The sequence below is a fragment of the Dickeya sp. Secpp 1600 genome, assembly GCF_003049805.1.
Taxonomy (GTDB): Bacteria; Pseudomonadota; Gammaproteobacteria; order Enterobacterales; family Enterobacteriaceae; genus Dickeya; species Dickeya fangzhongdai.
Genome location: NZ_CP023484.1, coordinates 1,331,869 through 1,353,507, shown reverse-complemented (window position 1 = coordinate 1,353,507; position 21,639 = coordinate 1,331,869). Strand labels below are relative to the sequence as shown.

20 protein-coding genes are annotated in these 21,639 nt (G+C 56.9%); 19 read left to right on the top strand and 1 reads right to left on the bottom strand.

Annotated elements, in window-relative coordinates; genetic code table 11:
• The first annotated feature begins 98 nt into the window (after positions 1-98).
• The 9 genes from miaB (at position 99) to CPA59_RS06135 (ending at position 9,376) form a co-directional block, all read left to right on the top strand.
• Entirely contained in the window at positions 99-1,523 is a 1,425-nt protein-coding gene (miaB, locus tag CPA59_RS06175) for a tRNA (N6-isopentenyl adenosine(37)-C2)-methylthiotransferase MiaB (RefSeq protein ID WP_038920849.1), read from the top strand.
• A gap of 229 nt (positions 1,524-1,752) precedes the next feature.
• Positions 1,753-2,805: a PhoH family protein gene (locus CPA59_RS06170; protein WP_038918284.1), complete on the top strand. Its 1,053-nt coding sequence runs from the start codon at positions 1,753-1,755 to the stop codon at positions 2,803-2,805.
• On the top strand, positions 2,802-3,287 hold the full coding sequence (gene ybeY, locus CPA59_RS06165) for an rRNA maturation RNase YbeY (RefSeq protein ID WP_038918283.1): 486 nt from the start codon (positions 2,802-2,804) through the stop codon (positions 3,285-3,287). Before CPA59_RS06170 ends, ybeY begins: the two co-directional genes overlap by 4 nt.
• 98 nt (positions 3,288-3,385) lie before the next feature.
• A complete protein-coding gene (gene corC, locus CPA59_RS06160) occupies positions 3,386-4,255 on the top strand; it encodes a CNNM family magnesium/cobalt transport protein CorC (protein ID WP_038918281.1) in 870 nt (289 codons plus the stop codon).
• A gap of 7 nt (positions 4,256-4,262) precedes the next feature.
• Entirely contained in the window at positions 4,263-5,792 is a 1,530-nt protein-coding gene (lnt, locus tag CPA59_RS06155) for an apolipoprotein N-acyltransferase (protein WP_049853558.1), read from the top strand.
• Positions 5,793-6,148: 356 nt separating this feature from the next.
• Positions 6,149-7,072, top strand: coding sequence for a glutamate/aspartate ABC transporter substrate-binding protein (locus CPA59_RS06150; RefSeq protein WP_038918278.1), 924 nt, complete (start codon positions 6,149-6,151; stop codon positions 7,070-7,072).
• Between the two features lie 163 nt (positions 7,073-7,235).
• Positions 7,236-7,976, top strand: coding sequence for an amino acid ABC transporter permease (locus CPA59_RS06145; RefSeq protein WP_038660924.1), 741 nt, complete (start codon positions 7,236-7,238; stop codon positions 7,974-7,976).
• Positions 7,977-8,651, top strand: coding sequence for a glutamate/aspartate ABC transporter permease GltK (gltK, locus tag CPA59_RS06140; protein ID WP_038918277.1), 675 nt, complete (start codon positions 7,977-7,979; stop codon positions 8,649-8,651).
• The gene (locus tag CPA59_RS06135) at positions 8,651-9,376 is read left to right on the top strand and encodes an amino acid ABC transporter ATP-binding protein (RefSeq protein ID WP_038660930.1); all 726 of its coding nucleotides are present in this window, start codon (positions 8,651-8,653) and stop codon (positions 9,374-9,376) included. Before gltK ends, CPA59_RS06135 begins: the two co-directional genes overlap by 1 nt.
• Before the next feature lie 65 nt (positions 9,377-9,441).
• Here the strand turns inward: CPA59_RS06135 and CPA59_RS06130 are convergent, their stop codons facing one another.
• Positions 9,442-9,924, bottom strand: a complete 483-nt coding sequence (locus tag CPA59_RS06130; protein ID WP_013316973.1) for a zinc ribbon-containing protein — start codon at positions 9,922-9,924, stop codon at positions 9,442-9,444.
• A gap of 258 nt (positions 9,925-10,182) precedes the next feature.
• Here CPA59_RS06130 and leuS point away from each other — a divergent pair, with 258 nt between their 5' ends.
• The 10 genes from leuS (at position 10,183) to dacA (ending at position 21,586) form a co-directional block, all read left to right on the top strand.
• A complete protein-coding gene (gene leuS, locus CPA59_RS06125) occupies positions 10,183-12,765 on the top strand; it encodes a leucine--tRNA ligase (protein ID WP_107758892.1) in 2,583 nt (860 codons plus the stop codon).
• A gap of 14 nt (positions 12,766-12,779) precedes the next feature.
• Positions 12,780-13,334, top strand: coding sequence for an LPS assembly lipoprotein LptE (gene lptE, locus CPA59_RS06120; protein ID WP_038918275.1), 555 nt, complete (start codon positions 12,780-12,782; stop codon positions 13,332-13,334).
• Positions 13,331-14,362, top strand: coding sequence for a DNA polymerase III subunit delta (gene holA / locus CPA59_RS06115; RefSeq protein ID WP_049854200.1), 1,032 nt, complete (start codon positions 13,331-13,333; stop codon positions 14,360-14,362). The genes lptE and holA overlap by 4 nt, the downstream gene beginning before the upstream one ends.
• Positions 14,352-15,026 (top strand): nicotinate-nucleotide adenylyltransferase, encoded by a 675-nt coding sequence (gene nadD, locus CPA59_RS06110; RefSeq protein ID WP_107758891.1) that lies wholly within the window; start codon positions 14,352-14,354, stop codon positions 15,024-15,026. The genes holA and nadD overlap by 11 nt, the downstream gene beginning before the upstream one ends.
• 157 nt (positions 15,027-15,183) lie before the next feature.
• Complete coding sequence (gene rsfS, locus CPA59_RS06105) at positions 15,184-15,501, top strand: ribosome silencing factor (protein WP_107758890.1); 318 nt, start codon at positions 15,184-15,186, stop codon at positions 15,499-15,501.
• A 1-nt stretch (position 15,502) separates the two neighbouring features.
• Positions 15,503-15,973 (top strand): 23S rRNA (pseudouridine(1915)-N(3))-methyltransferase RlmH, encoded by a 471-nt coding sequence (rlmH, locus tag CPA59_RS06100; protein ID WP_107758889.1) that lies wholly within the window; start codon positions 15,503-15,505, stop codon positions 15,971-15,973.
• Positions 15,974-16,009: 36 nt separating this feature from the next.
• Complete coding sequence (mrdA, locus tag CPA59_RS06095; protein WP_038918271.1) at positions 16,010-17,914, top strand: peptidoglycan DD-transpeptidase MrdA; 1,905 nt, start codon at positions 16,010-16,012, stop codon at positions 17,912-17,914.
• Between the two features lie 7 nt (positions 17,915-17,921).
• Positions 17,922-19,034 (top strand): peptidoglycan glycosyltransferase MrdB, encoded by a 1,113-nt coding sequence (mrdB, locus tag CPA59_RS06090; protein ID WP_038660958.1) that lies wholly within the window; start codon positions 17,922-17,924, stop codon positions 19,032-19,034.
• Between the two features lie 9 nt (positions 19,035-19,043).
• A complete protein-coding gene (gene rlpA / locus CPA59_RS06085; protein ID WP_107758888.1) occupies positions 19,044-20,195 on the top strand; it encodes an endolytic peptidoglycan transglycosylase RlpA in 1,152 nt (383 codons plus the stop codon).
• A gap of 179 nt (positions 20,196-20,374) precedes the next feature.
• A complete protein-coding gene (dacA, locus tag CPA59_RS06080) occupies positions 20,375-21,586 on the top strand; it encodes a D-alanyl-D-alanine carboxypeptidase DacA (RefSeq protein WP_038918269.1) in 1,212 nt (403 codons plus the stop codon).
• Positions 21,587-21,639: the final 53 nt, after the last annotated feature.

Below are 21,639 nucleotides of genomic sequence, written 5' to 3'. Positions count from 1 at the left end.
CACAACGACGGCAAAAGATTACAATACGCGCCCGCATGTACGCGCCCCGTTGAAGGTAAGCGTGTTTACCCGCACTGAGTAATGGCTAGTCGATGACGATGACAAAGAAACTGCATATCAAAACCTGGGGCTGTCAGATGAATGAATACGATTCATCGAAGATAGCCGATCTCCTGGAAAGTACGCACGGTTACCAGCTGACCGAAGTCGCGGAAGAAGCCGACATTCTGCTGCTGAATACCTGTTCGATCCGTGAAAAGGCGCAGGAAAAAGTGTTTCATCAGCTCGGCCGCTGGAAAACGCTCAAAGACGTCAACCCGAATCTGATTATCGGCGTGGGCGGCTGCGTAGCTTCGCAGGAAGGTGAACACATTCGCGACCGTGCGCATTACGTGGACGTGATTTTCGGGCCGCAGACCCTGCATCGTCTGCCGGAAATGATTAACCATGTGCAGGGTACCCGCAGCCCAATCGTGGATATCAGTTTCCCGGAAGTGGAAAAATTCGACCGGCTGCCGGAACCGCGCGCCGAAGGGCCGACCGCATTCGTCTCCATCATGGAAGGCTGCAACAAATACTGTACCTTCTGCGTGGTGCCTTATACCCGCGGCGAAGAAGTCAGCCGCCCGGTTGACGACGTCCTGTTTGAAATCGCCCAGCTGGCGGCTCAGGGCGTACGTGAAGTCAACCTGCTGGGCCAGAACGTGAACGCTTACCGCGGCGCGACGCACGATGACGACATCTGCAGTTTTGCCGAACTGCTGCGTCTGGTGGCGACGATTGACGGTATCGACCGCATCCGCTTCATCACCAGCCACCCCATCGAATTCACCGACGATATCATCAGCGTGTACGAAGATACGCCGGAGCTGGTGAGTTTCCTGCACCTGCCGGTTCAGAGCGGCTCCGACCGCGTACTGACCATGATGAAGCGCCGCCACACCGCGCTGGAATACAAGGCCATCATCCGCAAACTGCGTAAAGCCCGTCCGGCGATCCAGATCAGTTCCGACTTTATCGTCGGCTTCCCAGGCGAAACGCAGGAAGATTTCGAGCAGACCATGAAACTGATCGCCGATGTCGATTTCGACATGAGCTTCAGCTTTATCTACTCGCCTCGCCCCGGCACCCCGGCCGCCGACATGGTGGACGACGTGACCGAAGAAGAGAAAAAACAGCGGCTGTACATTCTGCAGGAACGCATCAACCAGCAGGCCATGCAGTACAGCCGCCGGATGATGGGCACAGTACAACGCATTCTGGTCGAAGGCACCTCGCGCAAGAGCGTGATGGAACTGTCCGGCCGTACTGAAAACAACCGCGTAGTGAACTTTGAAGGAACGCCCGACATGATCGGCAAATTCGTCGACGTGGAAATTGTCGACGTTTACCCGAACTCGCTGCGTGGCGTGGTAATCCGTACCGAAGATCAAATGGATCTGCGCGTTAGCGAGTCGCCGACGTCGGTTATCGCTCGTACCCGTAAAGAGAACGAGCTCGGCGTTGGCATCTATCAGCCGTAATACGCTGATGATCGTTCTCAGGCGGGCCGTCAAACGGCCCGCTTTTTCTTTGCTGCGACATCCGGAGTAGATTCATCCCATCCCCCCGCCGCCTTTATGCCGAATGTGACTTGCGCCCTGCGGGGTTCACGATAAATAATCAGGGTAATCTCTGCGCCACATCCGGGCAGATATCACTGCCTGTGGCACAGCGTCATTGCTCATTCTGCTTAAACCCAAGAGGAATAGTTTGAACGTAACGATAAAAGAAATTGCCCTCGAACCCGCGGACAACAAACGCCTGCTCAGTCTGTGCGGCCCGTTTGACGACAACATCAAACAGCTGGAACGCCGCCTCGGCATAGAGATCAATCATCGCGACAACAACTTCAAGCTGGTGGGGAAAGACCTCTGCATCGACGCCGCTGCCGACATCCTGCGTCATCTTTATGTGGATACCGCGCCGGTACGCGGCGTGATTCCGGATATCGAGCCGGAACAAATTCATCTGGCCATCAAGGAATCCCGGGTACTGGAACAGACCGCCGACAGCGTGCCGGAATACGGCAAGGCGGTGAATATCCGCACCAAACGCGGCGTGATCAAACCGCGTACCCCCAATCAGGCGCAGTACATCGCCCATATCCTCGATCACGACATCACCTTCGGTATCGGCCCGGCCGGCACCGGGAAAACCTATCTGGCGGTAGCCGCCGCGGTGGATGCGCTGGAACGTCAGGATATTCGCCGTATTTTGCTGACTCGTCCGGCGGTGGAAGCCGGTGAAAAACTGGGCTTCCTGCCGGGCGACCTGAGCCAGAAGGTAGACCCGTACCTGCGCCCGCTGTATGACGCGCTGTTTGAAATGCTGGGTTTCGAGCGGGTGGAAAAGCTTATCGAGCGTAACGTGATTGAAGTCGCGCCGCTGGCCTACATGCGCGGCCGCACGCTGAACGACGCCTTCATCATTCTGGATGAAAGCCAGAACACCACCATCGAGCAGATGAAGATGTTCCTGACTCGTATCGGGTTTAACTCGAAGGCGGTCATCACCGGCGACGTCACCCAGATCGACCTGCCGCGCAATCAAAAATCCGGTTTGCGTCATGCCATCGAGGTGCTGTCGGAAGTCGAGGAAATCAGTTTCAACTTCTTCCACAGCGAAGACGTGGTACGTCACCCGGTGGTCGCCCGCATCGTCAACGCTTATGAGGCATGGGAAACCGCCGATCAGAAACGCCGGGACGAACTGGCGGAGCAACGCAAACGCGAAGCGCAGGCCGCCGCGCAGGAGCAGAAATGAGTCAGGTTATTCTCGATTTGCAAATCGCCAGCGAAAATATCAACGGGCTGCCGTCGGAAGCCGACTTTCAGCGCTGGCTGGAAGCGGTGTTGCCGCAATTTCAGGAGGTGGCGGAAGTCACCATCCGGGTGGTGGACGAAGAGGAAAGCCATCACCTGAACCTGACTTATCGCGGCAAAGACAAACCGACCAACGTGCTGTCGTTCCCGTTCGAAGCGCCGCCGGAAGTGGAGCTGCCGCTGCTGGGCGACCTCATCATCTGCCGGCAGGTGGTCGAGCAGGAGGCGGTCGAACAGGGGAAAAGCGCGGATGAACATTGGGCGCACATGGTTGTCCATGGCAGCCTGCATCTGTTAGGTTATGATCATATCGAAGACAGTGAAGCCGAAGAAATGGAAGCACTGGAAACGGAAATCATGCAAAGTATGGGTTATGCCGACCCGTATCTGGCAGAAAAAGAAGATTTTACTGACAAGCCTTAAATCCGATATTTTAAGGATCAGACGCCAGCGGCGATACGCCACCGACGACATTCACCGCTGGTCATCATTTCTTAACAAGAGTGATATTAACTGACGCCATGAGCGACGACCATTCTCCCAATAGCGATACCCCCAGTCCCAAAAAGGGATTTTTCTCTCTTTTTCTCAATCAGATTTTCCACGGCGAATCCAAAGATCACGACGATCTGTTGGCATTAATCCGTGATTCGGAACAAATTGATCCGGAAATCCGCGACATGCTGGAAGGGGTGATGGATATCGCCGAACAGCGGGTGCGCGACATCATGATCCCGCGTTCGCAGATGATTACCCTCAAGCATAACCAGACGCTGGAAGAGTGCCTGGACGTGATCATCGAATCGGCCCACTCCCGTTTCCCGGTCATCAGCGAAGACAAGGACCATATCGAAGGCATCCTGATGGCCAAGGACCTGCTGCCGTTTATGCGCAGCAACTCCGAACCGTTCAGCATGGATAAAGTGCTGCGGCCTGCCGTCGTGGTGCCGGAAAGCAAGCGGGTGGACCGCATGCTCAACGAATTCCGTTCCCTGCGCTACCACATGGCGATCGTCATCGATGAATTTGGCGGCGTCTCCGGGCTGGTGACGATTGAAGACATTCTGGAACTGATCGTCGGCGAAATCGAAGACGAATACGATGACGAAGAAGACCGCGACATCCGCCAACTGAATCGCCAGACTTACACCGTGCGCGCGCTTACGCCGATCGAAGACTTCAACGAGACATTCTCCACCCGATTCAGCGACGAGGAAGTGGATACCATCGGCGGTCTGGTGATGCAATCGTTCGGTCACCTGCCGGCACGCGGGGAAACCATCGACATCGACGGTTACCTGTTCAAAGTTGCCATGGCCGACAGCCGCCGTATTATTCAGGTTCATGTCAGAATTCCTGACGACGTTCCGCAACCGCAACTGGAAGATTAATTCATTCATGGCAGTCGCTTCATTATTGCAACGCCAGCAGGTTCGCCTCCTGCTGGCGCTTTTATTCGGTGCCTGCGGCACACTGGCGTTCTCTCCTTATGATTTCTGGCCAGCCGCCATTATTTCGTTGATGGGGCTACAGGGTCTGACGCTGAACCGCCGGGCTCGTCAGGCGGCGGCGATCGGTTTCAGTTGGGGATTCGGTCTGTTCGGCACCGGCATCCATTGGGTCTACTACAGCATCGCCGATTTTGGCGGCATGCCCGGTCCGGTGAATGTCGGTCTGGTGGTGCTGCTGGCGCTCTATCTGTCGCTCTATCCGATGCTGTTCGCCGGGCTGCTTGCACGCCTGTGGCCGCAGACGAGCGTATGGCGCGTAGCACTGGCGGCGCCGGCGCTGTGGCAGGTCACCGAACTGCTGCGCGGTTGGGTGCTGACCGGCTTTCCCTGGCTGCAGTTCGGCTACAGCCAGCTTGATGGCCCGTTGAAAGGTATTGCGCCGATCGCAGGGGTCGATACCCTCACCTTCCTGTTGATGATTATCAGCGGGCTGCTGGTACTGGGGCTGACGCTGCGACGCTGGCAGCCAGCGCTGGTTGCCGCTGCGCTGTTGGTGCTGCCGTGGCCGTTGCGCTCGCTTGAGTGGTACAAACTGCAGCCGGAGCGCGCGGTCAACGTGGCGATGGTACAAGGCAACATTCCTCAGGCGTTGAAGTGGGATCCGAACGAACTGCTCAACACGCTGAAAGTCTATTTCGATAACACGTTGCCGGCGATGGACAAGGCGCCGCTGGTGATTTGGCCGGAATCCGCCATTCCGGATGTCGAAATCCGCCAGCAGGACTATCTGACGCAACTGGACGCCATCCTGCGCGAGCATCACAGCAGCCTGATCACCGGCATTGTCGATGCGCGCCGGGAAAACAATCGCACCGATTTCTACAACAGCATCATCGTGCTAGGCGATCAGCAGCCCTATCGTTACCCGACCACCAACCGCTACAACAAACATCATCTGGTGCCGTTTGGCGAGTTCGTGCCGCTGGAAACCCTGCTGCGCCCGCTGGCGCCGTTCTTCGATCTGCCGATGTCCGCGTTCAGCCGCGGCGGCTACCTGCAGCCGCAGTTGGTCGTTAACGGTTACCGCCTCACCGCCACCATCTGTTATGAGGTCATTCTGGGGCAACAAGTGCGCGACAATTTCCGCGCCGACACCGATATGCTGCTGACCATTTCCAACGATGCCTGGTTCGGCAACTCCATTGGTCCCTGGCAGCATTTCCAGATGGCCCGGATGCGGGCGCTGGAACTGGGCCGCCCGCTGCTGCGTTCCACCAACAACGGCGTAACGGCCGTCATCGCGCCCGACGGCAGCGTCAGCGCCAGTCTTCCGCAGTTCACCCGCGACGTACTGGAAACCCGCGTAACGCCGGCAACCGGCATCACGCCTTACGCCCGCTTCGGCTCCTGGCCGTTGTGGCTGCTGGAAGCCTTGCTGGGTCTTGCCGCGCTGGTTTATCGCTTCCGTTCCCGCTGATTTCCCTATTCGCCTTCTCACAACAAGACATGTCCGGACATGTCTTGTTTCATTTCTGGCACACAACTTGCTACTCATTGATATGAAACGTCTGACGTTGCACATTTGCGGGCCATCCTGCTCTGCGATAGCACAATACCAGGGCACGATCTGCACCAAATTAGTGCCATAAGTTTTTTATTGCAGCACTTTGGTGCGGAGCGCCTCGCAAAAAGCAAACATTCTCGTTTCATTATGTTTACAATCCGCTATTTTTAAACATGACAGCGTTTTATTCGCTCTTTAGCGGTGCACAACATGTGGCCGGTAATAGCCCAGCAGAATTTGCACCACCACAACAGCAAAGGAGTTAGAGCATGCAATTGCGTAAACTGGCACTGTCGTTAATGCTGATCAGTACAACAGCAACTATGGCTTATGCAGAAGAACAGCCGGCTTCGGCCCAAAAAGAAAACGCACCAATCCCCACGCTGAAAAAAGTCAAAGACAGTGGTGTTATCGTTATTGGTCACCGAGAATCTTCCGTGCCGTTTTCCTACTACGACAACCAGCAAAAAGTCGTAGGCTATTCACAGGCTTACTCCGACAAGATTGTTGAAGCCGTCAAAAAGGCGATCGATGCGCCCAATCTGCAGGTGAAGCTGCTACCCATCACCTCCCAGAACCGTATTCCGCTGCTGCAGAACGGTACTTTCGACCTGGAGTGCGGCTCCACCACCAACAACCTGGAACGCCAGCAGCAGGCTGCCTTCTCCAATACCATTTTCGTGATCGGTACGCGTCTGCTGACCAAAAAAGACTCCGGCATCAAGGATTTCACCGATCTGAGCGGTAAAGCGGTGGTCGTTACTTCCGGCACTACATCTGAAGTGCTGCTGAACAAAATGAATGAAGAGAAGAAACTGAACCTGCGCATCATCAGCGCCAAGGATCACGGTGACTCCTTCCGCACCCTGGAGAGCGGCCGCGCGGTGGCCTTCATGATGGACGACGCGCTGCTGGCAGGCGAACGCGCCAAAGCCAAAAATCCGGACGAATGGGTCATTGTCGGTACGCCGCAGTCTCACGAAGCCTACGGTTGCATGCTGCGTAAGAACGACCCTGAATTCAAAAAACTGGTGGACGCCACCATTGCTCAGGTACAAACCTCCGGCGAAGCCGCCAAATGGTACGAGCACTGGTTCACCCAACCGATCCCGCCGAAAAATCTTAACCTGAACTATGTCCTGTCCGACGACATGAAGGCACTGTTTAAGGCACCGAACGATAAGGCGTTGTAACCGTATTAATAATGACAATAAAGGGCAGTAATTCTGCCTTTCGATTGCTGATTCGTGGCAAGACAGACAGGCGCAGGGTGGTCGTTCCCCACCCTGCGAATCCACAAGCCACTCATCAATCTTCGGGGTAGCGAACGCTACCCTTTTTTTACCGGAGTTTGTTATGTCAATAGATTGGAACTGGGGCATTTTCCTGCAATCCGCTCCGTTCGGAAATACGACCTATTTGGGGTGGATTATTTCCGGCCTGCAGGTCACCGTATCGCTTTCTTTGTGCGCCTGGGTCATCGCCTTCCTGTTGGGCTCACTACTGGGTATTCTGCGGACCGTTCCCAACCGTCTGCTGGCCGGTATCGGCACCTGCTATGTGGAGCTGTTTCGCAACGTGCCGCTGATTGTCCAGTTCTTCAGTTGGTATCTGGTTGTGCCGGAGTTACTGCCAGCCAAAATCGGCATGTGGTTTAAGGCCGAACTGGACCCCAACATCCAGTTCTTCCTGTCTTCCATGTTTTGTCTGGGCATGTTCACCGCCGCCCGCGTGTGCGAACAGGTGCGGGCAGGCATTCAGTCGCTGCCGCGAGGCCAGAAGGCCGCCGGTCTGGCGATCGGCCTGACGCTCCCCCAGACCTACCGTTATGTCTTGCTGCCCAACGCCTACCGGGTGGTAGTGCCGCCGCTGACCTCGGAAATGCTCAATCTGGTGAAAAACTCCGCCATCGCCTCCACCATCGGTCTGGTGGACATGGCGGCGCAGGCCGGCAAGCTGCTGGATTACTCCGCTCACGCCTATGAGTCCTTCAGCGCGATCACGCTGGCCTATATCGGCATCAACGCCATCATCATGCTGATCATGCAGATTGTGGAGCGCAAAACCCGTCTGCCGGGCAATCTGGGGAGCAAATAAATGTACAACTTTGACTGGAGTTCGATTCCGCCCAGCCTGCCTTATCTGATCAAGGGGATGGGCGTCACGCTGGAAATCACCCTGACCGCGGTCGTGGTGGGGATTGTCTGGGGTACCGTGCTGGCGGTGATGCGCCTGTCGCCCATCAAGCCCATCAGTTGGTTTGCGAAACTGTACGTCAACCTGTTCCGCTCGGTACCGCTGGTGATGGTGCTGCTGTGGTTCTACCTGATCGTGCCGAGCTTATTACAAAATGTGCTTGGCCTTTCTCCGAAAACCGATATTCGGCTGGTATCAGCTATGGTAGCCTTCTCGCTGTTTGAGGCGGCCTATTATTCCGAGATTATCCGCGCCGGCATCCAGAGTATTTCCCGCGGGCAGGCCTCCGCCGCGCTGGCGCTGGGGATGACCCACTGGCAATCCATGCGGCTGGTGATTCTGCCTCAGGCGTTCCGGGCCATGATTCCCTTGCTGCTGACTCAAGGTATCGTGCTGTTTCAGGATACCTCGCTGGTGTATGTGCTCAGTCTGGCGGACTTCTTCCGTACCGCATCCACCATCGGCGAACGTGACGGTACTCAGGTGGAAATGATCCTGTTCGCCGGGTTTGTGTACTTTGTTATCAGCCTCTCGGCGTCGATACTGGTCAATTATTTGAAGAGAAGGACGGTTTGATGATTTTCCTGAAAAATGTTTCTAAATGGTATGGTCAATTTCAGGTGCTGACCGACTGCTCCACCGAAGTGAAAAAAGGTGAAGTAGTGGTGGTTTGCGGACCTTCCGGCTCCGGGAAATCGACCTTAATCAAAACCGTTAACGGCCTGGAGCCGATCCAGCAAGGTCAGATCGAAGTTAACGGCACCACTGTCAATGACAAACGCACCAATCTGGCGCAATTGCGCTCCAAAGTCGGCATGGTATTCCAGCATTTTGAGCTGTTCCCCCATTTGTCCATCGTCGACAACCTGACGCTGGCGCAGGTCAAGGTACTCAAGCGCGACAAAGAAGCCGCCCGCGAGAAAGGACTGAAGCTGCTGGCGCGCGTCGGCCTGTCGGCGCATGCCAACAAGTTCCCCGGGCAGTTATCCGGTGGTCAGCAACAGCGTGTGGCTATCGCCCGCGCCCTGTGTATGGACCCGGTGGCGATGCTGTTCGACGAACCGACCTCGGCGCTCGACCCGGAAATGATCAATGAAGTGCTGGACGTAATGGTGGAGCTGGCGCAAGAAGGCATGACCATGATGGTGGTGACCCACGAGATGGGGTTCGCCCGCAAGGTGGCGCACCGCGTCATCTTCATGGATGAAGGCAAGATCATTGAAGATACCCGCAAAGAGGACTTCTTCAGTAATCCGCAGTCTGACCGCGCTAAAGACTTTCTGGCGAAAATCCTGCATTAATCCGCAGCCTGTCGCCATATCGCAAGGGTGCTTCGGCACCCTTGTTTTTTTCCACACGCTCCCGGTCAGGGCGAAAACGGCTGGCGATGGAACTGGTCATGCCCGCATTTCGGGCACAGCGGCAAGACTTCCGGGGTATAAAAAGCAATGTGGTGATGGCACTGTTCGCACACCAGATTGCCCAGCCCTACCACCTCGCCGCTATGATATACGCCGTGGTGGCTGACATCCTTGAACACTTCGCGCCATTCCAGTTGCGTCTTGTCGGTGATATCCGCCAGGTTCTGCCACAGGCTTTCACGAATCACGCGCACGAACACGCTGTCGGCAAAGGCATTCTGGCTCTCCTCGTAACTGAGGGAGAAGGCTTCCAGATCACGCTGGAGCGCCAGTATTACCTGTTCAATCTCCTTTTGCGTCAGTTCATTGGTTTCCTGTAACTGGCGCCGGGCATCCGACATCAGCTTATCCATGTCCCGCTCGCCGCGGCTTAACCACTCGGTAACGGCGGACATCAACTCCCGGTAATACTGAACCACTTTGCTCATCGTGACTCCTTAGCGTGAAAGCGCTTATCGACGGGCCTGCACAGCCTAGTGTAGATGATTTTTCCGACACTACCGGGAGCCGCTTCCCAATCCGCGGGTTTAACCTCCGTCTTCGCTACCGGCGCCGCATAAATCGGCCCCGGACCGCCTCAAGCGGTTGTTGAGCCAGTCGCTTATCAGCTATGCTATGCGGATCTTTTGAAATGAAACAGAACATGCTACCGAGGTAGCGATTTTCACTAAGGACCACTGGCAGCCATGCAAGAGCAATACCGCCCAGAAGATATCGAAGCGCACGTCCAGCTTCACTGGCAAGAGAAACAGACTTTCAAAGTGACCGAAGAACCCGGCAAGGAAAAATACTATTGCCTTTCCATGCTGCCTTATCCTTCTGGCCGTCTACACATGGGTCATGTCCGCAACTACACCATCGGCGACGTGATCTCCCGCTATCAGCGTATGCTGGGCAAAAACGTTCTGCAGCCGATCGGCTGGGACGCCTTTGGCCTGCCGGCGGAAGGCGCGGCGGTGAAAAACAATACCGCGCCGGCGCCCTGGACCTACGCCAATATCGAATACATGAAAAACCAGCTGAAATTGCTGGGCTTCGGTTACGACTGGGATCGCGAAGTGGCGACCTGCAAACCGGATTACTACCGCTGGGAACAGTGGTTCTTCACCAAACTGTATGAGAAAGGCCTGGTTTACAAAAAAACCTCAGCGGTGAACTGGTGCCCGAACGACCTGACCGTGCTAGCCAACGAGCAGGTGATCGACGGATGCTGCTGGCGTTGCGACACCAAGGTGGAACGCAAGGAAATCCCGCAGTGGTTCATCAAAATCACCGCTTACGCCGACGAACTGCTCAACGATCTGGATACGCTGGAAAGCTGGCCTGAGCAGGTCAAAACCATGCAGCGCAACTGGATCGGCCGTTCCGAAGGGGTGGAAATCACCTTCCGGATCGCTGACGGCGACGACACCCTGACCGTTTACACTACCCGCCCGGACACCTTCATGGGCGTGACCTATGTCGCCGTGGCGGCTGGTCACCCGCTGGCGCTGAAAGCGGCGGAAAACAACCCGGCGCTGCAGGACTTTATCGCCGAATGCCGCAACACCAAAGTGGCGGAAGCCGACATGGCGACCATGGAGAAAAAAGGCGTCGCTACCGGTCTGTTCGCCATCCACCCGCTGACCGGCGAAAACGTGCCGGTGTGGGCCGCCAACTTCGTGCTGATGGAATACGGCACCGGCGCCGTCATGGCGGTACCGGGCCACGACCAGCGCGACTGGGAATTCGCCCACAAATATAGCCTGCCGGTGAAACCGGTTATTCTGATGGCAGACGGCAGCGAGCCGGATCTGTCCGCTCAGGCGCAAACTGAAAAAGGCCGCCTGTTCAACTCCGGCGAATTCGACGGACTGGACTTTGACGCCGCCTTTAACGCCATTGCCGACAAACTGGTGTCGCTGGGCGTCGGTCAGCGCAAGGTCAATTACCGTCTGCGCGACTGGGGTGTGTCCCGTCAGCGCTACTGGGGCGCGCCGATCCCGATGGTGACGCTGGAAGACGGCACCGTAATCCCGACGCCGGAAGACCAACTGCCGGTAGTGTTGCCGGAAGACGTGGTAATGGACGGCATCACCAGCCCGATCAAGGCCGATCCCGAGTGGGCCAAAACCACGGTCAACGGCCAGCCGGCGCTGCGTGAAACCGATACCTTCGATACCTTCATGGAGTCGTCCTGGTATTACGCGCGTTACACCTGCCCGCAGTACGATCAGGGCATGTTGGATCCGGCTGCCGCCAACTACTGGCTGCCGGTAGACCAGTATGTCGGCGGTATCGAACACGCCATCATGCACCTGATGTACTTCCGTTTCTTCCACAAACTGATGCGCGACGCCGGTCTGGTGAACTCCAACGAACCGGCTAAACGTCTGCTGTGTCAGGGGATGGTTCTGGCCGACGCCTTCTACTATGTCGGCAACAACGGCGAGCGTATCTGGGTATCGCCGAGCGACGCGACGCTGGAGCGCGACGACAAAGGGCGCATCACCAAAGCGTTCGATAAAGAAGGCCGCGAGCTGGTTTACGCCGGCATGAGCAAAATGTCGAAATCGAAAAACAACGGTATCGACCCGCAGGTCATGGTGGAACGCTACGGCGCCGACACCGTACGTCTGTTCATGATGTTCGCCTCCCCGGCGGAAATGACGCTGGAGTGGCAGGAATCCGGCGTGGAAGGGGCTAACCGCTTCCTGAAACGCGTGTGGAAACAGGTTTACGACCACACCGGGAAAGGCGCTACTCAACAGTTGGATGTGGCTGCGCTGACGGAAGACCAAAAAGCGCTGCGCCGCGACCTGCACAAAACCATCGCCAAAGTGACGGATGATATTGGCCGTCGTCAGACCTTCAACACCGCCATCGCGGCGATCATGGAGCTGATGAACAAGCTGGCCAAAGCGCCGCAGGAGTCGGAACAGGACCGCGCGCTGACGCAGGAAACGCTGCTGGCGGTAGTGCGGATGCTCTACCCGTTCACTCCGCACGCCTGCTTCGTACTGTGGCGCGAGCTGAAAGGCGAAGGCGACATCGATCAGGCGCCGTGGCCGGTAGCGGACGAACAGGCGATGGTGGAAGACTCTCGTTTGGTCGTGGTACAGGTCAACGGTAAAGTTCGCGGCAAAATCACCGTAGCGGCCGATGCCACCGAGCAACAGGTTCGCGATCGGGCGGCACAGGAGCCGCTGGTAGCCAAATATCTGGATGGCGTGACCGTTCGCAAGGTGATTTTCGTTCCAGGCAAACTGCTTAACCTGGTTGTGGGTTAAGGCAAGGAGGTACTGTGCGACACCCGTTTTTAACGCTGGTGCTGGGGCTGGTGGTCTTGATGACCGCCGGCTGCGGCTTTCATCTGCGCGGCACCACTCAGATGCCGGAGCAGTTGCATAATCTGATTCTGGACAGTGGCGACCCCTACGGCCCGATGACGCGGGCCATCCGTGAACAGTTGCGTCTCAACAACGTCAACATCATGGAAAATACCGAACGTAAGGATCTGCCGTCCTTCCGTTTTATGGGAGACCATCTGACCCGCAACACCGTATCTATTTTCCAGGATGGGAAAACAGCAGAGTACCAGCTGGTTCTGGAAGTAAAAACACAGGTGCTGATCCCGGGTGATGACATCTATCCGCTCAACGTGACGATTTTCCGCTCCTTCTTCGATAACCCGCTTGCTGCGCTGGCCAAAGACGCAGAGCAGGATATCGTACTGCGTGAAATGCGTGAGCAGGCGGCCCAACAGTTGGTACGAAAACTACTGACGATCAAAGGAAGCCAGAACGCGAAAATCAATCAGAAGGCGCAGGCCGCTACATCCGCACCGGCGCACCCATGATTCGGATCTATCCCGAACAACTGACCGCGCAGCTCCATGAGGGGCTGCGCGGCTGTTATCTGCTGTTCGGCAACGAACCCCTATTGCTGCAGGAGAGTCAGGATCAGATCCGGACCATCGCCCGTCAGCAAGATTTTCTGGAACACTTCAGTTTCACGCTGGATAACAACACCGACTGGGATGCTATTTTTTCCACCTGTCAGGCGCTCAGCCTGTTTGCATCCCGCCAGACCCTGCTGCTGATTTTGCCCGACGCCGGTCCCGGCGCCCCCATCAGCGAGCAACTGGTCAAGCTTTCCACCCTGTTGCATCCCGACATTCTGTTGATGGTACGGGGCAGCAAGCTCACCAAAGCGCAGGAAAACAGCGCCTGGTTCAAAGCGTTGTCGCAACAGGGCGTGTATGTCCCCTGCATGACGCCTGAACAGGAACAACTCCCCCGCTGGGTGGCGCATCGCGCTAAAAACATGAAGCTGGAACTGGATGACGCCGCCAGCCAGTTGATTTGCTATTGCTATGAAGGAAATCTGCTGGCGTTGGTGCAAGCGCTGGAGCGACTGTCGCTGCTGTATCCGGACGGCAAGCTGACGCTGCCGCGGGTCGAACAGGCGGTCAACGATGCCGCGCATTTCACGCCGTTCCACTGGCTGGATGCGCTGCTGGGCGGCAAAAGCAAACGCGCGTGGCACATTTTGCAGCAGTTACGGCTGGAAGAGTGTGAGCCGGTTATCCTGCTGCGCACCGTGCAGCGGGAATTGCTGTTGCTGCTACAGTTAAAACGACGCATGGCGACCACGCCGCTGCGCACGCTGCTTGATCAGCACAAGGTGTGGCAAAACCGACGTCCGCTGTTGACGCAGGCATTGCAACGTCTGTCGCTGACGCAATTACAGCAGGCGATTACCCTGCTGAGCCGGCTGGAGATCACCCTGAAACAGAATTACGGGCAACCGGTCTGGGCGGAACTGGAAACGCTGTCGATGATTCTGTGCGGTAAAGCGCTGCCCGACGGCCTGCTTGAGGTATAGCAATTTGTCGACATTCCCGGTCACCCAGCCCCTGACCGCCTACTTTGGCGGTACGTTTGACCCGATTCACTATGGGCATTTGCGCCCGGTCGCCGCGCTGGCGCAGGAAATTGGTCTGCAACGCGTTATTCTGTTGCCCAACAACGTCCCGCCGCACCGCGAGCAGCCGGAAGCCAGCGCCGGCCAGCGCAAGAGCATGGTTGAGCTAGCGGTACGCGATAACCCGCTGTTTCAGATCGACGATCGTGAACTGCAGCGCGCCACGCCGTCCTATACCATTGAGACGCTGGAAGCATTACGCGCCGAGAAAGGCGCCGGCGCGCCGCTGGCGTTCATTATCGGGCAAGACTCGCTGTTGACGCTGCATCGCTGGCATCGCTGGCAGGAAATTCTGGATTATTGTCATCTGCTGGTCTGCGCCCGCCCCGGTTACCGCCAGCAGTTGGATACCGCCGAGCTGGAAGCCTGGCTGGGCGCGCACCAGACTTACGATGTCGACCAGTTGCACCGCCGCTGTCACGGGCTGATTTACCTCGCCCATACCCCGCTTCTGCCGATTTCCGCCACCGACATCCGTCATCGCCGACAACAAGGCCTCGACTGCCATGATCTGCTGCCCGAAAGTGTGCTGAAGTATATTGACACACACGGACTCTATCGATAGTCATGCGTTGATACCACTCATTATAAGGCCGTGATATACTCCGCCGCTGGTTTCGGCTACAGGAAAACCACCTGCCGTCGCGGTGAAACGGCTATTTCACTGACGCCAGGCCAGCCCGCATAACCGGCAGATTAACCACTCATTAAAGGGGGAACCTTTGCAAGGCCAAGCACTCCAAGATTTCGTTATTGATAAACTTGACGATTTGAAAGGTCAGGATATTGTTGCCCTCAATGTAAAAGGGAAATCCAGTATCACTGACTGCATGATTATTTGTACCGGCACCTCCAGCCGTCATGTCAACTCCATCGCCGATCACGTTGTGCAGGAATCCCGCGCCGCCGGGCTGATGCCGCTAGGCGTTGAAGGGGAAAACGACGCCGACTGGGTCGTGGTCGATCTCGGCGACGTGATCGTCCATGTGATGCAGGAAGAGAGCCGCCACCTGTACGAACTGGAAAAACTCTGGGGCTGATATGAAGCTGCAACTGGTCGCCGTTGGCACCAAAATGCCCGACTGGGTGCAGACCGGCTTTACCGATTACATCCGCCGTTTTCCCAAAGACATGCCGTTTGAACTGGTGGAGATTCCGGCGGGTAAGCGCGGCAAGAACGCCGATATCAAACGGATTCTGGAACGGGAAGGCGAACTGATGCTGGGCGCCGTAGGCAAAGGCAACCGCATCGTAACGCTGGATATTCCCGGTTCGCGTTGGGAAACGCCGCAGTTGGCGCAGCAACTGGAGCGCTGGAAACAGGACGGTCGCGATATCAGCCTGCTGATTGGCGGCCCTGAAGGGCTGGCGCCGCAGTGCAAAGCCGCGGCGGAGCAAAGCTGGTCCCTGTCGCCGCTGACGCTGCCGCATCCGCTGGTGCGCGTGCTGGTGGCGGAGAGTCTGTACCGGGCCTGGAGTATTACCACCAATCATCCTTACCATCGGGAGTAAGGCGAACGATGAACCCTGTGAAGTAGCAATCGCTGGATGAATATAGAACGTAAACCCTTTCGTGACTATACGGCTGAGGCAGCCCTGTTCGTACGCCGGGCGCTGGTCGCGTTCCTGGGCATTTTGCTGCTGAGCGGTATTCTGGTCGCCAATCTATACCACCTGCAGGTTTTACGTTTTGACGATTATCGTACCCGTTCGAATGAAAACCGCATCAAGCTGGTGCCGATTGCTCCAAGCCGCGGCATCATCTATGACCGCAACGGCACCCCGCTGGCGCTCAACCGCACGATTTACCAGCTGGAGCTGATTCCCGAAAAAGTCAACAATCTGGAAGAGACGCTGCAGGCGCTCAAATCGATCATTGACCTGACCGATGAAGACATCGATAACTTCAGAAAAGAGCGTAAACGTTCGCGTCGCTTCACGTCCATCCCGGTCAAAACCGGATTGAATGAAGTGCAGGTAGCGAGCTTCGCCGTCAATCAGTACCGTTTTCCCGGCGTGGAAGTCAAAGGCTACCAGCGCCGCTACTACCCGTACGGTGCCGCGCTGACCCACGTCATTGGCTACGTCTCTAAAATCAACGATAAAGATCTGGAAAGACTGGACCAGGAAGGCAAGCTGGCGGACTACGCGGCGACCCATGATATCGGCAAGCTCGGTATTGAACGCTATTACGAAGATGTGCTGCACGGCAAACCGGGCTACGAGGAAGTGGAAGTCAATAACCGCGGCCGCGTGATTCGCCAGTTGCACGAACAACCGCCGCAAGCCGGCAAAGATATCTACCTGACGCTGGACCTTAATCTCCAGCTCTATATTGAGAAACTGCTGACCGGCAGCCGCGCCGCCGTGGTAGTCACCGATCCACGGGATGCGGGTATTCTGGCCATGGTATCCAATCCCAGTTACGACCCGAACCCATTCGTCGACGGCATTTCAGGCAAAGCCTATCGGGAACTACTCAACGATCAGAATCGGCCGCTGATTAACCGCGCGACACAAGGCGTATACCCACCCGCCTCTACTGTCAAACCCTACATCGCGGTATCCGCGCTGAGTGCTGGAGTTATCACTCCTTATACCTCGCTGTTTGACCCCGGCTGGTGGCAGTTGCCCGGCTCGGAAAAACGCTTCCGCGACTGGAAAAAATGGGGACACGGCCGCCTGAATCTCACCAAATCGCTGGAAGAATCCGCCGATACCTTCTTCTATCAGGTCGCCTATGACATGGGTATCGACCGCCTGTCTGAGTGGATGGGCAAATTCGGTTACGGTCATCTCACCGGTGTCGATCTGTCTGAAGAACGGGCCGGGATCATGCCGACCCGAGACTGGAAGATGAAACGCTACAAGAAACCCTGGTATCAGGGGGATACTATCCCGGTCGGCATCGGCCAGGGCTACTGGACCGCCACGCCGATCCAGATGATCAAAGCGCTGACCACGCTGATTAACGACGGCCAGGTCAAAACGCCACATCTGCTTAGCAGTACGCAGGAAAACAATACTCAGGTGCCTTACCGCCAGCCGGAGCACCAGCAGATCGGCGATATCCGCTCCGGTTACTGGGAAATAGCCAAAGACGGCATGTACGGCGTCGCCAACCGCCAGAACGGCACCGCCCACAAATTCTTTGCCGACGCGCCGTATAAGATTGCGGCCAAGTCAGGGACGGCACAGGTATTCGGCCTGAAGGAAAACGAAACCTATAACGCCAACCGGATTGCCGAACGGCTGCGCGACCACAAACTGATGGTTGCTTTCGCCCCTTACAGCAACCCGAAAGTCGCCATGTCCATCATTCTGGAAAACGGCGGCGCCGGGCCAGCCGTCGGGACAATCGTGCGTCAAATCCTCGACCATATTATGTTGGGCGACAACAATACCAACCTGCCGGACGCGCCGCCGTCGCCGCCGGGCAGTGAAACCGAGTAGAGGCACCATGACTGACAGTCAACAAAAAGGCTCAATCTGGACCAAAATGCACATTGATCTGCCTTTCCTTCTGTGTGTAATGGCGTTACTGGGCTATAGCATGTTCGTCATGTGGAGCGCCAGCGGGCAGGACACGGGCATGATGGAGCGCAAAATTGCCCAATGCGTGCTGGGGTTGGTCGTCATGATCGGCATGGCGCAAATCCCGCCGCGGGTCTATGAGGGCTGGGCCCCGTATCTGTACATTTTCTGTTTTATCCTGCTGGTCATGGTGGATGTATTCGGCCAGATCAGTAAAGGCGCGCAACGCTGGCTCGATTTAGGCGTGGTGCGCTTCCAGCCGTCGGAAATCGCCAAAATCGCGGTGCCGCTGATGGTGGCCCGCTATATCAACCGCGATATGTGCCCGCCGTCGTTGAAAAATACCGCCATCGCGCTGGCGCTGACGTTCGCCCCCACCCTGCTGGTGGCCGCCCAGCCGGACCTTGGCACCGCCATCCTGATTTGCGCTTCCGGCCTGTTCGTGCTGTTCCTCGCCGGCATGAGCTGGCGGCTGATCGCTATTGCCGCCATTTTGCTGGCGGCGTTCATTCCCGTACTGTGGTTTTTCCTGATGCATGATTACCAGCGCGACAGGGTAATGATGCTGCTGGACCCGGAAACCGATCCGCTCGGCGCCGGTTATCATATTATCCAGTCGAAAATCGCCATCGGTTCCGGCGGCCTGGCCGGCAAAGGCTGGCTGCAGGGCACCCAGTCTCAGTTGGAGTTCCTGCCGGAACGCCATACCGACTTCATCTTCGCGGTGCTGGCCGAAGAGCTGGGACTGATCGGCGTGCTGATCCTGCTGGGGTTGTACCTGTTCCTGATCATGCGCGGCCTGGTGATCGCCGCCAATGCGCAAACCTCGTTCGGCCGGGTGATGGTCGGTGGCTTGATGCTAATCTTTTTCGTGTATGTGTTTGTTAACATCGGCATGGTGAGTGGTATCCTGCCGGTGGTCGGGGTGCCGCTGCCGTTGGTCAGCTATGGCGGCTCGGCTCTGGTCGTCTTGATGGCGGGATTCGGTATCGTCATGTCGATACACACTCACCGCAAAATGTTATCCAAGAATTTATAGGGGTGAGCAATGCGTAAGGATTGGGTTTGGATTGGCGCGATCAGCCTGGCTCTGGCAGGCTGCGCGGTGACGGAACAGCCTCAGTCTCCCTCACCGCAGGCCACGGCGTACAATGGCCCGGTGGAAGAAATCGGCGGCGCGGAGCCGCGCTACGAACCGTACAAACCCGCCAACATGCAGGATTACAGCATGAACGGCAAAACCTACCGTATTGTCAAAAATCCGGAGAATTTCAGTGAAAGCGGGTTTGCCGCCTGGCACGATCGGGAATCAGTCGGTAACCGCACGGCGACCGGCGAAGAATTCGACGTCAACGCCATGGCCGCCGCTCATCCCACGCTGCCGATTCCGAGCTATGTGCGCGTCACCAACCTCAGCAACGGCCGTCGTCTGGTGGTGCGCGTCAACGATCGCGGGCCTTATACGCCGGGTAGAATCATCGATCTGACCAAAGGCGCGGCCGACCGCCTTAATCTGTCCAACAATACCAAGGTGAAGGTAGATTTCATCAGCGTGGCGCCGGACGGCTCGCTCTCCGGCCCCGGCACCATCGGCACCCGTGTCGCCAAACAGAGTTTTGCCCTGCCGTCACGCCCGACGCTGGGCTCCAGCGGTCTGGGAACGCCGGTCATGGAAAGCGCGCCGGCGACTGACGCTGCGGTGCGGCCGATCAGCAACGCCACCTTGACGCCGACAACAGGTAATAGCGGCAGCAATATCGTTAGCGGTAGCCCGGCTATCAACAATACCGGCGCCTCAAGCGGAGGCAGTTTCCTCGGCGCACCCAAACCGCTACCCAGCGGGGTGCTGGAAAGCCCGGAGCCAACGCCTGCCGCTACGCCAGTCAGAGCTACGGCGGTCGCGACAGCGCCGGTCGCCGTTCAGCCGTCACGCACGCTGTCGCAACCGGCTGTGCCTGCCGGTTCCGGCAACATCGTGGTGCAGGTCGGCGCACTGAGCGATCAGCAGCGGGCGCAAACCTGGCTGAAAAGCCTGAACGAGCGCTTCCGCGTGCCTGGCAAAGTCACCCTGAATAACGGTTTATACCGCATCCAGTTGGGGCCGTTCCAGAGCCGTCAGCAAGCTGCCGACCTGCAACAGCGCCTGTCCAGCGAAGCGCAACAGCCGTCATTTATCACCACCGTGTCTGGCGCGCAGTAACCTATTTCCGGTCGAAAGAGGGATAAATTCCCTCTTTCTTTATCTGTACGAGCGATAACGATATCGCCCCCGGCGATCGGCAAAATCGCGTAACGTATTGTCTGGTGCCGCCCCGATTTTCATCTGTTATAGTGTGGCTCGTTTTTTAACTTATACCCACGGATGTTGTTGTTCCAATCATGAAAACAGTAATCACGTCTTGTTTTACCAAACGTATTGCGCTCGGCACGTTGCTCGCCATCGGTGCATCCACTTTCGCCTACGCAGACGACATTAATCTGAAAACCATGATTCCTGCCGTCCCGGACATTGATGCCGAAGCGTACATCCTGATTGATTACAACTCGGGTAAAGTGCTGGCGGAAAAGAACGCCGACACCCGTCGCAACCCCGCCAGCCTGACCAAAATGATGACCAGCTACGTCATCGGCCAGGCGATTAAGGCCGGGAAGATCAGCCCGAACGATGTCGTGACTATTGGCAAAGACGCCTGGGCTACCGGCAACTCCGAGTTTCAGGGATCGTCGCTGATGTTCCTCAAACCGGGCGATCGCGTGCCGGTTTATTTGCTGAACAAAGGGATTATCCTGCAGTCCGGCAACGATGCCTGCGTAGCAATGGCTGACTACGTGGCGGGCAGCCAGGATTCGTTCGTCAACCTGATGAACGGTTACGTCAAGGCGCTGGGGTTGCAGAACACCAACTTCAAAACGGTTCATGGCCTGGATGCTGAAGGCCAGTACAGCTCAGCCCGCGATATGGCGCTGATTGGTCAGGCGTTGATCCGCGACGTACCGGATGAGTACGCGACCTACAAAGAGAAAGAATTTACCTTCAACAATATCCGCCAGACGAACCGCAACGGCCTGTTGTGGGACAGCAGCCTGGCCGTTGACGGCATCAAAACCGGCCATACCTCCTCCGCCGGCTACAATCTGGTGGCCTCTGCGACCGAAGGTCAGATGCGCCTGATCTCCGCCGTACTGGGTGGACGGACCTTCAAAGGTCGTGAAACAGAAAGCAAGAAACTGCTGACCTGGGGCTTCCGCTTCTTTGAAACGGTGGCGCCGCTGAAAACCGGCAAAGAATTCGCCTCCGAACCGGTGTGGTTCGGCGACAACGACCGGGTATCGCTGGGCGTGGATAAAGATGCCTACATCACCATTCCGCGTGGCCGCATGAAAGATTTGAAAGCCAGCTATGTGTTGACCAATACGGAACTGCACGCGCCGCTGGCCAAAAACCAGGTGGTGGGTACCATCAACTTCCAGTTGGACGGCAAAGTGATCGAACAGCGCCCGCTGGTAGTGATGAACGAAGTCAAAGAAGGCGGTATTTTCGGACGTCTGTTCGACTACATCAAACTGATGTTCCACCGCTGGTTCAGTTGATCCCCCTTGAATCCTGAGCAACCGCCCTCATGTTGCTCACTTAAGGATCGAAC